Genomic DNA, 15,478 nt, shown 5'->3' with positions numbered 1-15,478 from the left:
GGACAGCGGCTTGTACGTTTTCAGCGTTTCGATATCCTCCCTGAACGTCTTGTACCATTCGTTCCCTGCGCGAAGCGCATCGGGCTGGGAGTAGGCCGCGAGGTAAACTTCGCGTTCCTTCTTGCTGAGCGCATCCTTGGTGTAGCCCATGTAGTCGTAAATCCAATTATAGACGAGATCCAGCTGTTTGGGATCTGCTCCGACAAGCCCGGGATGGTATTGACGGCAAACCACCAGTAAAACTTCGCGCGTTCGGGGTTGCTCTCGTCGTACACGCCAGGAGGCGGCAAAATCGGGATTTTCAGAAAGTTATCGTTCGGATGGGAAGCATCCATCAGCAAGACTTTCTTCGTAGCTTGCGGATAATTGGCTGCATAAGCGTACGCGATCGTGGCTCCGATATCATGTCCGGCGATGTTGATGCTCTTGTAGCCGAGCGTTTTGGCCAATTCATAGATATCCTTTGCCATCGTCTTCTTGTCATAGCCCGACTGAGGCTTGTCCGAACTGCCCATGCCCCGGTATTCGACGACATAGACATGATAGTTCTTGGCCAGCTCCGGCATCATTTTGCGGAACGAATACCAGGTTACGGGCCAGCCCGGCAGCAGAAACAGCGGCTCGCCCTTCCCGCCTTCGACGTAGTGCAGCTTGACGCCGTTCGCTTCCCTGTAGCCGTTCTTGAAGCCCGGAAGCTCTCTGACGAGCTCCTCGTCGGAATAAGCCTTATCTGGCGTTGGCTTGCTTGCAGTTGTAAGTGCTACTGTCATTTCTTGCTCCATAGGGCAAAAATCAAACGAAAGCGTTTTCTCGCAATTTACGCAGATGAGATGATGGTGGTGATGGGATAGACAATTGGCTCTGAATTTCAATCCGCCGTCCATGAAATAAAACTGCTCCAGGACGCCCATTTCGTTCATAATGCGCAAATTTCGATAGACAGTATCAAAACTTATACTCGGGTAAGTCGGGACTAGACGATTGTAAAGGTCTTTCGGTGATAGATAACCTTTATGTTCCGCGATAATTAATACCATAGATCTGCGCTGTTCCGTGATTCGCCATCCGTTGCGTGACATCGTTTCGAGCATTTCTTTTATGTTTTCTTTCGGATTCAAGGTATTCTCATATTGATTCGTATGGATCGGTTCATGTTCTTCGCTCACGAAGCATCTCTCCTTGTAGTTAAAAGCCAATCTCAGTTGAATCTAATTTAACAAAATATATAAAGACAGCCAAGCAAATGGTCATGAATTGGGCTACAGCGTTAGACTTTCCCCCTATTGATTGCGCATAACGCAAATAAACTCCCCAAGGGACGGAGCTTAGTTAATTCTCGTAATTGTCGCAGCTTCAACTTATTCTTGAGCAAACAATTCAGACCAGTTTGCAAAGAAAAATTTCATTGATGCGTACCTCGATAAACACGTTAAAATTCGTTTCTTATGTTAACTAATAATCCCCTACTACGGGTTACGGAATTAATACCAATCATTAAAAAACGTCAGCATTTATTGCTAAACGTTTTTTAATGATTAAAGAAAAATGAAGGTGTTTATGAATTGCCACGATCACGTTCAGTTTTTCGAAATTTGCATAAATTTTCATCTAAAAGCTTAAAATACAACTTCTCATACCTTTATGAATTAAAATATAGACAACACTGCGAATAAGGTGTACTCTGAATATATAAGTACCAGGTACTAATACCTGATACCAAGGAGTGAACTAGCATGCTACAACATCCCTTACGCTCATTGGCAGCGATAACGGCCTTCGGCGCTTACGTCCCTGAACGGATATTGACGAACGCCGATTTGGAACAGATGGTGGAGACGACGGACGAGTGGATCTTCCAGCGGACGGGCATTAAGGAAAGGCGGATTGCCGCGAAAGATCAGTTCTGCAGCGACATGTGCTTCGGTGCGGTGCGAGACTTGCAGCTTCGCTACGGCGTCGTACTCGAGGACGTCGATTATGTGCTGGTCGCCACGACCACCCCGGATACGTTCTTCCCCAGCATGGCGGCACGCGTGCAGGCCGAGTTCGGCATTGTCTCCTGCGGGGCGGCCGATCTTCAGGCAGCCTGCGCCGGCTTCGTCTCGGCGCTGCAGATGGCGAACGGCCTCCTGCTCTCCGGAGCCTATCACAAAATTCTCGTCATTGGCGCGGAGACGCTCTCCAAGGCGACGGATTACACGGACCGTTCCACCTGCATCCTGTTCGGAGACGGCGCCGGGGCCATGCTCGTGGAACGCCGCGAGGACGGCGCCTTCCTGGCCTCGTACAACAACACGAAGGGTAACGACGGCCAGCACCTATATCGCTCGTCGCTCTCTCCGGCAATAGATGGCGTGCCGATCCAGACGAACGGCATGATCGTGCAGAATGGGCGCGAAGTGTATCGCTGGGCCGTGACGACGGTGCCGAAGGGCATTCAAACGATGATGGAGCAGAATGGATTGACGGTGGCGGACATCGGCTGGTTCGTGCCCCACAGCGCCAATATGCGCATCGTCGAATCCGTCTGCGAGCGAACCGGCATTCCGCTCGAGCGCACATTGACGAGCGTGCGCGAATACGGCAACACGTCGGCAGCCTCCATCCCGCTGGCGCTCGACCTGGCCCTCAAGGAAGACCGGATCAAGACCGGCGACACGCTGCTCTTGTACGGCTTCGGCGGCGGACTGACGGAGTCGGCGCTGCTGCTGCGCTGGACGCTGTAGGCCGTCGAACCATGCAAAAACAGACCCCAGCGAAGTGCTGCGGGTCTGTTTGTCATTTGCATTCAATTGTCATTTGCATTCAATTGTCATTTGCATTCAATTGTCATCTGCATACGATGGTCATCTGCATACGATGGTCATATACAAACAATGGCGAGAGACTACACGCCTGTGCTAGCGTCTCCATCCGGCTTGACGCCGAAATAGACGATCGCGGCATCCGCCTGCGTAAACTCCGCCTGGATCACCGCTCTGCCAGCGGAGTCAAACGTAACCTTCACCTGCTCGGTGCACCAATAATGGGTATCCACGGGGTTCTTCGTCACATACGTATACGCAACCGGACGCGGCGAATCCCAAGGGCTTCCGAACGGGTTGGCAAAGATCGCGACGGCGCCTCTTCCTGTCGCTTCATTCACTTTTTCGTAAATTTCGCGGCTGTCTCCCGCTGCTCCGTTCATAATCGGCGACGCAGCCGTCAGGTCGTCGCGTATTTCCTTATAGCGCTCCAACAAGCCGGACATATACGAGACGCCCGCTTCCGAGACGGCAAGCAAGTCGCCCCAGATGCCGTTATGACCAAGTATCAACGACGCAATGGCGGTTCGCTGGGATTCACGCGGATCGTCCGGATAATAGTGGGTCAGGAACAGCACGGATGGCAGCCACTTGTCGTAGCCGAGCGTCGATCTGCATAAGCGGCTCCGAGCGGCACCGGGATAGAAGAAGACGTTCACGTTATAATGCTCCCCGTCGCGCTCGTCCTTCGGCACGTCGAAGCTCGGATAATACGGACCGTTGTTGACCAGGAAATATTTGCCCGCTTCGAGAAAACTCAGTCCCACGCTCCGGTAGCCCTCGGTCACGTCGAAATCGACGATGGCATCCGGTACCGCCGATGTCACTTTGCGAATGATGTCCGCCATGCGCAGGCTCATCTGGAAGGCGTGGTTGTCCGCGCGCTCAGCGTGCGAATTGGCGATCGTGCCATGATCGTGGTTCGGGTCGTCGCAGCCATACTGGCCGATGCCGTCCCATTTGAAATACCGGACGCCGAGCTGCCGGGCGATTCGGATCATTTCGTCCGCGAACGCGTCTCCGTAACTGCTGACGAGGCACATGGCCGTGCTGTTCTCCGTCTCCCAGACGGGATGGGAGCCCGCTTTGCTGCCTTGCCACCCGTATCTGCTCGCTTCATGCAAGGCCATCTTGCGACTCGTCAAGGCCACCGCCTTCGGATCGAACCACAGCCCGAGCTTCATGCCGTAGTCATTCAGCTTCTCTTTCACCAGCTTCAGCCCGTCCGGGAATCGTGACAGGTCGACCTCCCAATCCCCGGTCTTCTCGAACCAGCCGACGTCGATGACATAGACCTCGATGCCGATCGTATGGGCGACCTCGATCTCGTCGAGCACGCGGTCGAGCGTCATGGAATCCAAGTATTTGCGCTTGTTCCAGTGCTTGTTGCGCTCTTGATAATTCCAGGTATTGTAGAACAGATAAGGCTTGCGGGACTCATTGTTCTCGCTGAAGTGCCGCAGCACGAAATCCCGGTAATGCCGTGCCAGCAGAGCCATATCCCCTTCGACGGCCGCGAATTGCAACCACAAGGATCTATAGCCGCGCTGAAGCTCATGGCCGCTGCAGTAATTTCCCTTCACCGCTCGCAGCGTCGCGGAACGATCCGGCTCCAGACGAAAATGCACGTATTCGTCCGGATCCATCGAACCGTGCTCGTAAGCGAGCAGCAGCGCGCGCCCATCGCTTTCTTCGACGAGCATCGGCCCTTTTACCGGCTGCCGATTATCGAACAACTCGGAACCGACGGCGCGCTCGGCCAGCGTGTACGAGTGCGAGAGCTCGTTGTAGTTCGCGAACGATACTTCCGTAACCGCGCCGTCGCTCGTCAAAGGCAACGCGGCGTAGCTAAGCGCGTCGCTCCCGTTCGATTTGGTCAGCCGCGCCGGCACGTCCGAACGCAGCTCGTAAGCGAATCGAACGACAGGACTGTTAGGCGCCAGACGGACATAGGTCCGCAGCTTGAGATGCGCATAGCCGGTAACATCGCCTTCCCAGACGTACTCTGCCGCCCCGTTACCGAGCTCGCGCGGCGGCGACACCTCGACAGCAGCGCCGATCACGATCGGAACCGCGCTGCCGTCCACCTCGAATACCGGCGCGCCGATCGCGACGCTTTTTCCATTTGAAAGCATTTCATATCGCCAGAACGAATGCTCCGTACCTTCCAAGGTCATTCGCAGCCACTCGTTCTTGATGCTAGGTCTGTCCATATCGTCCCTCCGCTATCGATGGTTTGTTCTTCAAGCTGTAACCGGCCAATGCCAGGCTGAACCGCTGCTCGCATCATCAAGCATAGCCCGCTCCACCCGCGACCGTATAGTTCAATTTCCCGCAATTTAACTCCAAATTCGCAGCATGGAACACCAAAAACGGGATATCGCACTGCGATATCCCGTTTTTTCAATCCTTGCTACTGCTTTTTCCTTCATGCGCCGTCATTCATGAACCTAATTGACCAACGTATTGCCCGATGTCACGACATTGTCGCTGCCCCGGTCATCCAAGAATTGCAACACCGAGTTATCGTACGTGTTGTCGACGAGCACCTGTCCGTAGTTGCTCTTCGTGAACGTCACGCCGACCTTCAGGTTGGACAGGTCGTTGTGCTCGACGATGGTATTCGTCGTATCTCCCGTCCCCGTACCATCGGACAACGTCGAGTGGCCGTAGGCCATCAGCCAAATGCCGCTCAGCGGCGACGTCATCTTGATCGGATCCGTTCCCATATCCAGCGTGTTGTCGCCGGTGATGGAATTGTCGCGGATCTCGAAGCCAAGCGCGAGCACGTCGCGCATTTTGCCATCCGAATAGAAGCGGCCCGTGTCGACGCCGATGCCGACCGTGTTGCCTCGGCGGGACACGCCATCAAGCGTGTTGCGGGCGATGCGCACGAAGTAGTCCGGCACGACGTCCGTGCCGCTTACGCCCCATGCCCAGATGCCGCGCGAGTCGTATATCGAATTGTTTGCCGTAACGGAGTCGTACGAATTACCGAACAGCACAATGCCGTTTGCCGAGTCGTGAATCTCGTTGTTGTATACCGTGAAGTTGTTGAGCGGGCTGATCAGCGTATACCGGCTTGTCGCGTCAGGAGCGATGTCGAACGCTTTGTCTACCGTGATCGTGCCCGCCGTGCCGTTAATCGAGGCCACCTTGCGCTGTTGGCCGACGCCGCGGCCGTTCGTGATCCGGATGGACAGGTCGCCGAATTGCTCCGTTGGCTGCACCAGCGTATGCTCGGCGGTAACGGTCAGCGTGGTACCGCTGGCGAGCGTCACTTTGCCGGCATTGAAGTTCGCGCCCGGTACCTCTGCGCAGATCGCCTCGCCGTCGTTGTTGACATTGGCCGCGTCGCCCGGGCCGATGATCACATTGTCTGCAACGTAGGCGTCGGAACGCGCGAACAAGCCGTGGGAGTCTTGGTTGTATTCATTGTGCACGATGAGATGATTGTTCTCGTAGAACGCATAGGAACCGACGCTGTGCACGTAGCCTTCGGAATATTCGTAGGTGTTGTTCTTCAACGTGATGTACTTGTTCAACGCCGTAATCGTGTTGGTGGCGTACCAGCCGCTGAAATGATTGTCCGCCAGCAGCACCCGCTCCTTCGCGACGAAGAACAGACCGATGCCGCGGCCGGTGCCGGATGCTCCTGCGTTGGTCCACGGATAGCTGATCGTGACGCTCTTCACGAAGATGCGGTTCGCCGTCCGCTTCGTCTTGTCCCCGAACGCTTGGCCGTCGCCCCACGGCTGGCCCAAGGACATGAACATGTCCGGACGCTGCTGCGAATCGGATAACAGCAGGCTTAGCCGGGCTACGCCTTGCAGCTGCGCAATGCCGCCGACGGAAGCCGTGTCCTTGGAATCGATGAAGTTCCGCCCGTCCGTGCTCGTGTAGTACAGTTTCGTGCCGCTCTCGCTTTGGCCTTCGAGCACGACGCCGGCGCCAAGCTGAATCGATTGCACATAGTAATTCCCGTTCGGGAAGTACACGACGCCTCCGCCGTTCGTCTCGGCTGCGTTCGCCGCTGCCTGAATGGCCGACGTATCGTCGGACGTATCGCTCGGATTCGCGCCGTACGAGGTTACGTTATACACTTGGCTCCACTGATAATCCTTTGCCCACGCCACGCCGAGGCCAAGCGGGTCGGAGCCGGATGCCACGATCTGCAGCTGTTGGCCGTTATCGAGCTTTGTCCAATGCGAGCCGTTATCGTTGGAGATCTCGACGTTATATTGGCCGAGGGGCACGGAAGCGCCGATTTGGAATTTCGCATTGTACGGGTTCAAGCTTTGGATCGCTTGCTCGTACACGCCGCCGCTGCCGTTATTCAATCTGACCTTCGCTGCAGTCGTGCCGCCGAATTCGCTCCGGTCGAAGTTACGGCCGACGAGTTCGATGTTGAGCCCTGCATAGGCTTGGTATTCCGACATGAACATCGGCCGAGCCGCGTTCATCTGCAGCGGGCTGCTCCACCCGTTGCCATTCTTGACCCATACATCGTAGATGCCTGCCGCCGCCGAAGACGGCATACGGGCCACCACGAACGTGCCGTCCTTGTCCGTCTGAACGACGGAAGCGTTCATCGCGGTTCCGGGAGGCGAGCTTGGCGAAACTCCGCCCGTATTCTGGGCGAGCTTCACTTCAACGGTCGCCGCATCGATCCCGCCGCCGTTCACGCTGAAGGTTTTGCCGGCCGCTACCGCATCCGACACCTTGAACACGATCGGAGCCGTCGTCCACGATCCGGCGGACGAGGTGTCGTTCTCGAATTGCAGCCAATCTACGATCGCGCCGTTCGTGAAGCAGAGATAGATCGTCTTGATGCCGCTCGCTCCGGCAAGCACGGCCGTCGTTTCCTTCGCCGAGCCCCAATCCGTTCCGGTGATCGGCACCGTACCCAGCAAAGTACCGGTCGGGCTGCCGTCCCGAATTTCGATCGTACCCGTGTAGGCCGTCTTGTAGGAGATTCGAATCTTGCCGAAGCTGCTGGCAAGGTTGACATTGGAATAGGACATCCAAGCATAGCCGCCGGAGACGAATGCCTCCGTGCCGTTATTCCACAATTGCGGATGGACAGCGTTTACGTCCATTACCCCTTCCGCGGAGTAGCTTTCCGCTTCGATCTTGAGCGGCGGGCTGTCGAATTCGAACCAATCGACGATGGCGCCGTTCGTGAACGACAGGTAGACATCTTGCACGCCGGTCGCGCCGCTCAGCACCGCTTCCGCTTGATGGACCGTGCTCCAGTCCGAACCGGAGATCGCGAGGGTCGCCAATACGGCACCCGTCGGACTTCCGCCACGAATCTCGACAGTTCCCGTATACGCCGACTTGTAACTGAACTTAATTCGATTGTATCCGCTTTCAAAATCAACATTGGCATATTTAAGCCAAGCGTATCCGCCGGAAACGAATACTTCCGTGTTGCCGTTCCATAGCTGAGGATGGACGGCGCTTGGGTTCGTGATGCCTTCCGCCGCATAGGTCTCGGCCTGAATGCGCATCGGATCTCCACCCGAAGCAGCTGCTTGCTTCCCGCCGGGGAGCGCTGCGCTTGCCAATACGAGCAGGAGTGCCAACACGACGAGCATGGCGTTCTGTAGATATTTCATTAGTTCAAGCCTCCATTTTAATAGAATGAATCTTTGCTGCCGTACATCGTTCTGAATAGGCAAACAAGCTTTGGGCCGCCATTGCGTGCCTTGTTGCTCAAGCATCCCTTCTTTCTTTAAACGTTTGCAGCCGCCGGATGATTCGATACGCGTCTCCGCTCAACTCGGCCCGGCTCCTTACAAGTGTACGGTCGTCCCCTTGAAGTGCCTACTGCAAAATAAGGCAAAATCACTTTAATATCGGGAGAAACCGGACAAAAACCGCCATATTGATGTCCGATATCCCGAATTCAAAGACGCTTCCCGTGATTATGGACAGCTATTTGATCGAAAGTTGTCCCTTCGTGGGCAAAGGCGGTATACTAGAACGTATACGAACCTAAAGAAAGCGAAGGTAGCCCGTCATGGATGAACTGAAGAAGGCTTACGAGCTGCTCGGCCTGCCTGAAGGCGCAGCGAAGGAAGATGTCGAGAAGCGCTATTTTCTACTGATTCGCCGGGAACGCTCCAGCCGGCAGCGCGAAGGGTCGGAGCAACCGAGCGAGCAGGCTCTCAGCCTGGAAGAGATCAACAAGGCGTACAAGCTAATTTTGGAGTACCACGAGAAGAAGACGATGGAGCAGTTCAACACGGATGCCTACGGCAAATACAAGGGAATGGCCGGTTCCGCGCAGAAGGTCGATCATTTCTTCAGCTATTATAAATTCCATGTGCTTGGCGCCATCGCCCTCGTCCTGATCATTATTTTCGGCACCAAAGCCTATGTCGACCATCGGCATAAGTTGGCCGAGTTGGCAAAACTTCCGCCGATTGATGTAAGCGTCTCCTTCTACGGCGAATATTTCAGCCAGGATGGCAGCTACCCCGTCAGCGACCTGAAGCCGTTGGAAGCGAAGTTCCTGTCGCAGTTCCCGGATTGGCAGCGCGTCGAGGCGTTCTTCACTTACGTGCCGTCGGAGCTCAAGAGCGAGCAGGATTCCGCGCTTATTCAGAAGAGCATGATCGACCTTATGATGAACAAGGCAGACGTGTACATTTTGGACAAAGCGAATTTCCTGAAGCTGGCGCAAAACGGTTCACTGCTTCCGCTTGACGGCGACAATGCAGCCAAGCTGGGCGAGAACCACAAGCCGGAGCAGGATCTGAAGGCTGCCACCGAGGACGTCCCCGAGGAGCATGTCTACGGCGTCGATATTTCCGGCAGCCCGCTCGTCAAGGATCTTCCCGTGATCGGCAAAGAATATATTGCCGGCATTCGCGTCAATGCCAAGCGGCCGGACAATGCGTTTACTTTCATCGACAAATACCTGGAACCATAAAGAGCAAAAAAGAAACCTTCAACGCCACATGGAATGTGCGGCATTGAAGGTTTTTTGTCGCGGCTGCTACCCGTTCAGCACCAAATGCTTCAGCCCCGTGTACCGGTCGCGCAGCTCATGCGCCTCACGCATCGACGCCTCGATCAAGGCATCCGTCAGGCCGATCTCGCTCGGCTCAGACGGTCCGCCGGCCCGCCGCAGCCAGGCTTGAAGCTGACTGCTCTCCGGCAGTTTGCCGAAAATGTCCGGGTACTTCTCGCCCAGCTTGTCGCGATACAGCTTCGCCAGCAGCACCGACGCGACGCCGACTTTGGCGCCGTGCAGCAGCTGCCTGCGGCCTTCCGCCAAATATGCCATTTCCCAATGATGCGACAGATGATGCTCGCCGCCCGATGCCGGCCGCGAATGGCCGACGAGCAGCATCGACCAGCCCGATAGCAGCAGCGCCTCCATCAGCACCTCCACGCCATGCATGGACCCCGTCGCAATCTCATCCACCGACTCGACGCAGCGCAGCAGCGCGCGTTCCGTCAGCTCGTACGCGAGCGGAGAGAAATGCTCCCCCGCCATCTCGTTCGAGAAGCGCCAGTCGGCCAGCGAAGTGAATTTGCCCAGCATGTCCGCGAAGCCTGCTGCCGTCATCCGCTGCGGCGCGGCCGCGAGCACGTTCAGATCGGCAAAGATCGCCTCCGGCGCGATCGCCGGAACCGTCTGCTTGAATCCGTCCACGATAATGGGCGCCCCGACGGACGTAAAGCCGTCCACGGACGCCGCGGTCGGAACCGACAGGAACGCACGGCCCGTCTGATGGCAGACGAAGCGAACCACGTCGTTGATCGTACCCGAGCCGACGGCCAGAATCGCCTGCGCTTGCTTCGGCGTTTGCAGCAGCACTTGCATGATCGTCCGCTCGTCGGCGATGACGTCGCCTTGCTCATTCGGCTTTAGACGGCAAACGGCGAATTCGATTCCCTGCTCCGCGAACAGCTCGGCCAGCCGATCTCCGGCGGCTTCCCACGTATTCTCGTCGACGACGAGCGTGACGGATGCAAAGCCCCGTTCTTGGATATACGGCCCGACCTTCGCAAGCGCTCCCGCCTCCAGCACGCCGTCCATCGCGATCGGCGCATAGACGACGCCTTCCGGCCGTTCCGCCGCAAGGGCATTGATCTCGTTTAATGTGGCTTTCAAGTCCATGGCGATTCAGTCCCCTTTCTTCATTTCTCCATTTTACCATATCCGGGCAATTGGGAGTCTTGTATCTGCTGGCTGACATGTACCCAATCGGGCCGCTCCGGTCGCACATAAACTAGCGGTAAGCGTGCGTTACTAGGGAGGAAGAAGGCCATGAAGCTGCTTTTCACGTATTACGTGCCAAGCGGAGGAATCGAGACGCTCAATCGGCTGCGTTACCATGCCTTGCGTGCCGCCGGCATCGAGATTCACGCCCTTTATCTGTGGCCGGGGGCCGGCGTGCAGAACATGTCGGGCATTCCTTATTTCATCACCAACAACGATTTTGAAATCATTCAGGTACTCCAAACCGGCCATTACGACGCCGTAGTCGTGATCTGCGATCATCTCATGCTCCAGCGCATCCACGGGCTCGGCTACCACGGCCCAATTCTCTATGAGGCCCAAGGACTCGGAACGCGAGATCAAGCGGCCTCGACGCTCGCCTTCGCTTCCATGTTCATTCGCATGTATGCCAGAGGCGTCATCAGTCCGCCGACCTCGCATCTGATGGAGCTGTTTCAGCAGCATCTGAGCGACTTCCCGCGGTTTTACGTCCAAAACATGATCGACACGCAGCAGTTTACCCATCAGAGCGCTCCTTGGCTGAACCCGACGGGAGCTCCGATTCTCGGCTGGATCGGGCGACTCGAGAACAACAAAAACTGGCAGCTTTACTTGCGCATCGCCGCCGCGCTGGCAGCGGAGCGCCCCGACATCCTCCTGTGGATGTTCGAGGATGCGACGATTTCCGAGCCCGGCGAACGGGAGAAATTTTACGCGCTCGTCCAGGAGCTGAACCTTGGTCCCCGGCTGGTCGTCCGCTCTAACATTCCGCACAATCACATGCCCTATTACTTATCGGCGATCGGCGATTCCGGCGGCATGCTGCTGTCGACCTCTTACGCCGAAGGCTTCGGCTACGCTATCGCGGAAGCGATGAGCTGCCGCTGTCCCGTGCTGTCCACGGATTCCGACGGCGTCCGGTGCTTCATCGACCACAACCGTACCGGCAAGTTTTTCTATAGCCGCAGCATCGACGAAGCCGTCAAGGAAGCGAAGGAGCTCTTGGACAACCGCCCGCTCGCCAGCCAAATCTGCCAGCAAGCGCAGCAGCATATTCAGACGCATTTCTCGCTTGCCCGCTATGCAGCCGATATTCGCAACGTGATGGCGGCCATCGGGGTCCATACCTAGAGTAGATCAAGAATGGTTCGATGACACGGAGCAAATGACCGTGCCGACTTCGCCCTGTCCCCATATAGTAACAAGAGAAATTCTTCCGAAGAGGTGTACGTTCATGCTGCCAAAAGTATCGATTATCATCCCGTTCTATAACGATCACTATGTCGATCAAGCGATCGTGAGCGCACTCTATCAGACGTACCCGAACATCGAAATCATCGTTGTCGACGACGGTTCGACGCTTCATCAGAACGTCATCGCCCCCTATCTCTCGCGGATCAATTATATCGGCAAAGCGAATGGAGGCACGGGCAGCGCGCTGAACCATGGCTTCAATCTGGCCACGGGCAAATACATCGCTTGGCTGAGCTCCGACGACCGCTTCCTCGCCGACAAGATTGCCAAACAGGTCGCCTTTATGGAAAGCACGGGCGCGCGAATCTGTCATACCGATTACCATATTATGAATGAGCATGGCGCGATAACGGAATATGCCGCAGGCGTCAAATATCCGTCCGCCAAGGCTTTCATTCAAGCGATGCGCCACGGCTGTCCAGTCAACGGGTGCACGATCATGATGACCAAGGAATTGTTCATGGCTTTGGGCGGCTTCAATTCCGGGCTACCGTACACCCATGACTACGACTTATGGCTGCGGGTGCTGCTGTCTCGCGTCGATTTTCATTACTTGAACGAGCCGCTTACGATTTACCGCCGCCACTCCCAAATGGGAACCGTTCGGCATTTCAACACCATCTTGGGCGAAGTGGGCATGGTGAATCAACGTTACGCTCATCTCATGGATGCGCTTCTTGCACAACTCCCGGGGTGAGCGGCCGGGCTTCCGAGGTGAGCAGTTGAACTCCCTTGGCGAGCAGCTTAGCGCTGCCCCGACTCGCTCTGCACGGTGCGCTTTTCGTACGTCTATCCATGCCCGCTGGCCGTATGGCAGCCGGGCTTTTACTGTGACTTGGCCGAAGCTGCGCTTGGAATAACATTGAATGTGCAGTGATGTGCAACAAGGCAACCGAATCGTCTTCGGCTGCCTTGGTTGATCTACATAGGTTCATTTCTTCGGGGACGATCCGATAACCCGTTTATTCCACCTGTAACGCCGCCGCGCAGCGCCCGGGCTAAGGCTACCGCCCCCGCCGCCAGCGAAATCAAGAAGCAGCAGCCTGCGACGATCGGAAGAATCGACCATTCCGTAAGGGCATGGCCGTTCAACGTCTGCCAGCCGATCGCGACAAGGCCAAGCAGATAGCCGAGGCCGGCAAAATGAATCAAAACTCTCTTCTCGGACGGTTTCGCCTTGCTTCGCTCCGCGAACCAAGCGACGAGCGGCACCGCCTGGAGCGCGTGAAAGCCCAGCCCGTGCAGCCAGATGATATTTCCCTCCGCGCCAATGAATCGGCCTTGGTTAGCCGATATCCAGATGCCGGCCGCGAACGAAACGATGACGGCGACCATGGCGTAGCGAACGCTTAACGCCATCTCCGGACGAAGCCTGTAAGCCTTCGCCCGAAAAAAATGCACGCCTAAGTACAAATAGAACAGAATGAGAAATAACGCCACGAACGTGAAGATATTGCCGACCGTCTGATCGAAGACCGCGTCGCTATCCACGAATCTCGGATTAACGCCGCGAAAATTCTGAATCGTCTCCGCGCCATAAGAATACAGGGCAAGACCGATATAGACCCTTCGGAACCACGTCCGACTTCGCTCACCCATGGCGGAGAACGGCGCGATCGCCGCGGTCGACAACAAGAATAGGCCCAATGCCGCGTCGAAGGAGAACGCCTTCGAGACGTCGCCGCCCGGCGCGACTTCTCCTCCGTTCATAAGCGTCCACACTCCGCACAGCCCAGCCAGAATAAAGCCGAGCAGCCCCGTCAGCACTAGCCCTCTTTCGCCCGCGAACAATCGCAGCTTGCGCTTCGCTTCTTGATCGATATGACTTTGCATAATCCCGCTTCCTCTCCACGTGAGTTCTACTCTCACTTTACTGGAAGGGAATGGAAGGAAGTAATGGTCCGCGGGCTAGTATTCAGCCGGACTTAAGCAGGTAATTTTGCTCCGTCGGAGGTCTTGCGAACCTCATTTTACATCTTCCGGTTTAGCCGCAAGCTGGATTGAATCTAACTTCACTTGTTTCTTAATGTCCTTATATTCATAGGAGGCAAGATAGATTTGACCAACCTCCAACAAATTCCATACATTTTCATCGTCTATTGTAATGTTGAATTCATCTGCTTTCTTATCGTAGGGATTTTTAGCAGTTATCAAATAACTGCTTTTTTTGATTTCCTTATTAAGTACGATAATGTAAGAACTAGTGCTTGAAATGGGACTATTACAACCTATAAGGATAACCCCAACCAGCATCGCAACGACGATTGTGCCATAGACTCTCTTCAAATAACCACCTCACGTATTTTTATGCTGGTTCCCGTACTCCCCTCATAAATCCTATTCATACTCCTCAATTCGGTCGGCTCTTATCCTGCTCTTCCAACTCACAAGAATCACCCTATTTGACGCTTAGATTTGCCACCATATCGTCTCTTCGCCTTTATTTCGTTGACCTATAAATAGTGCTTCTCCATTTTTCTGAGATCGGATATCGAAATGAACGCAATAGTTCCGCCTAAATAATTTCTTGTCCTCAATGCTGCTTTCAATCTGTTTAAAGAATTCGGTTACCAAATCTTTTGCCTGTTCATTAGTCAGTCTATCTTCTACTAACTTAAGCAACACCTGAAGCACCTCGCTTCAGTGCAGCTAATACAGCTCCTTAATCATATGGATATCATTTGGCTCTTTCTTAAATAATTCTTCATCCAGTTCTTCTGTTAACCGACTCCCGCTGCTTTTATAGAAGGAAACCGCAGATCTCGTTTCGGTCGAAGAAATATAGAGATACTTCGCTCCTCGTCCTCTTGCTTCCTCACTCAAATCGTTGATAATCCTTGTTCCAATGCCTTGTCTTCGATATCGCCTAGAAACAAACATGAGATCGATTTGAAGCTGATCGTTATGCTTGCCCCTGAATTTATGCGCCAGGACTCCAAACCCCACTAGCAGTTCTCCATCAAATGCCCCGATCGCTAAGCCATCGTTCTTCAATTCATAGATGAAGCGTCCTTGAATCTCTTTCGTTAGCTCTTCATCCCAAGCCGGACATTCATGAGCGACATCGGTTTCTTTCAAAACTCCGTGTTCCGTATGATAAATAATATCGATTGTTTCGGAACGATCAATCTCGGTAAGTTTTTGTACTTCATCTATCGTTAACGCTCGATAGGATATCATG

Annotated in this window: 11 protein-coding genes and 1 pseudogene; 4 read left to right on the top strand and 8 right to left on the bottom strand. The window is 54.9% G+C overall.

Features of this window, described 5'->3' with window-relative positions:
• Positions 1-20: 20 nt before the first annotated feature.
• Together AC0YNU_RS17170 and AC0YNU_RS17165 are read right to left on the bottom strand one after the other, a co-directional pair.
• Positions 21-770 (bottom strand): alpha/beta fold hydrolase, encoded by a 750-nt coding sequence (locus AC0YNU_RS17170; RefSeq protein ID WP_475758878.1) that lies wholly within the window; start codon positions 768-770, stop codon positions 21-23.
• A gap of 12 nt (positions 771-782) precedes the next feature.
• Positions 783-1,079: pseudogene (locus tag AC0YNU_RS17165) on the bottom strand (transcriptional repressor); the annotation flags it as partial.
• Positions 1,080-1,733: 654 nt separating this feature from the next.
• Between AC0YNU_RS17165 and AC0YNU_RS17160 the strand changes: the two are divergent.
• The gene (locus AC0YNU_RS17160; protein WP_475758676.1) at positions 1,734-2,726 is read left to right on the top strand and encodes a beta-ketoacyl-ACP synthase 3; all 993 of its coding nucleotides are present in this window, start codon (positions 1,734-1,736) and stop codon (positions 2,724-2,726) included.
• 161 nt (positions 2,727-2,887) lie between these two features.
• Here the strand turns inward: AC0YNU_RS17160 and AC0YNU_RS17155 are convergent, their stop codons facing one another.
• The gene (locus tag AC0YNU_RS17155; protein WP_475758674.1) at positions 2,888-5,017 is read right to left on the bottom strand and encodes an alpha-galactosidase; all 2,130 of its coding nucleotides are present in this window, start codon (positions 5,015-5,017) and stop codon (positions 2,888-2,890) included.
• A gap of 237 nt (positions 5,018-5,254) precedes the next feature.
• Positions 5,255-8,425 (bottom strand): carbohydrate-binding protein, encoded by a 3,171-nt coding sequence (locus tag AC0YNU_RS17150; protein WP_475758672.1) that lies wholly within the window; start codon positions 8,423-8,425, stop codon positions 5,255-5,257.
• A gap of 404 nt (positions 8,426-8,829) precedes the next feature.
• On the opposite strand from AC0YNU_RS17150, the gene AC0YNU_RS17145 reads away from it, so the two are divergent.
• Positions 8,830-9,744, top strand: a complete 915-nt coding sequence (locus tag AC0YNU_RS17145; protein WP_475758670.1) for a J domain-containing protein — start codon at positions 8,830-8,832, stop codon at positions 9,742-9,744.
• Positions 9,745-9,810: 66 nt separating this feature from the next.
• Here AC0YNU_RS17145 and AC0YNU_RS17140 read toward each other — a convergent pair whose 3' ends face one another.
• The gene (locus tag AC0YNU_RS17140) at positions 9,811-10,941 is read right to left on the bottom strand and encodes a sn-glycerol-1-phosphate dehydrogenase (RefSeq protein WP_475758668.1); all 1,131 of its coding nucleotides are present in this window, start codon (positions 10,939-10,941) and stop codon (positions 9,811-9,813) included.
• A gap of 150 nt (positions 10,942-11,091) precedes the next feature.
• On the opposite strand from AC0YNU_RS17140, the gene AC0YNU_RS17135 reads away from it, so the two are divergent.
• The gene (locus tag AC0YNU_RS17135; protein ID WP_475758666.1) at positions 11,092-12,174 is read left to right on the top strand and encodes a glycosyltransferase family 4 protein; all 1,083 of its coding nucleotides are present in this window, start codon (positions 11,092-11,094) and stop codon (positions 12,172-12,174) included.
• A 103-nt stretch (positions 12,175-12,277) separates the two neighbouring features.
• Complete coding sequence (locus AC0YNU_RS17130; RefSeq protein ID WP_475758664.1) at positions 12,278-12,994, top strand: glycosyltransferase; 717 nt, start codon at positions 12,278-12,280, stop codon at positions 12,992-12,994.
• 224 nt (positions 12,995-13,218) lie between these two features.
• On the opposite strand, the gene AC0YNU_RS17125 is transcribed toward AC0YNU_RS17130, so the two are convergent.
• The 3 genes from AC0YNU_RS17125 to AC0YNU_RS17115 all read right to left on the bottom strand — a co-directional run bounded on the left by AC0YNU_RS17125 (position 13,219) and on the right by AC0YNU_RS17115 (position 15,477).
• Positions 13,219-14,130, bottom strand: coding sequence for a hypothetical protein (locus AC0YNU_RS17125; protein ID WP_475758662.1), 912 nt, complete (start codon positions 14,128-14,130; stop codon positions 13,219-13,221).
• 132 nt (positions 14,131-14,262) lie between these two features.
• Positions 14,263-14,583: a hypothetical protein gene (locus AC0YNU_RS17120; protein ID WP_475758660.1), complete on the bottom strand. Its 321-nt coding sequence runs from the start codon at positions 14,581-14,583 to the stop codon at positions 14,263-14,265.
• Positions 14,584-14,946: 363 nt separating this feature from the next.
• Positions 14,947-15,477: a GNAT family N-acetyltransferase gene (locus AC0YNU_RS17115; RefSeq protein WP_475758658.1), complete on the bottom strand. Its 531-nt coding sequence runs from the start codon at positions 15,475-15,477 to the stop codon at positions 14,947-14,949.
• Position 15,478: the final 1 nt, after the last annotated feature.

The organism is Paenibacillus sp. J31P316, from assembly GCF_056269105.1.
The sequence above is the reverse complement of the archived record's forward strand: the minus strand, read 5'-3'. Positions and strand labels throughout refer to the sequence as shown.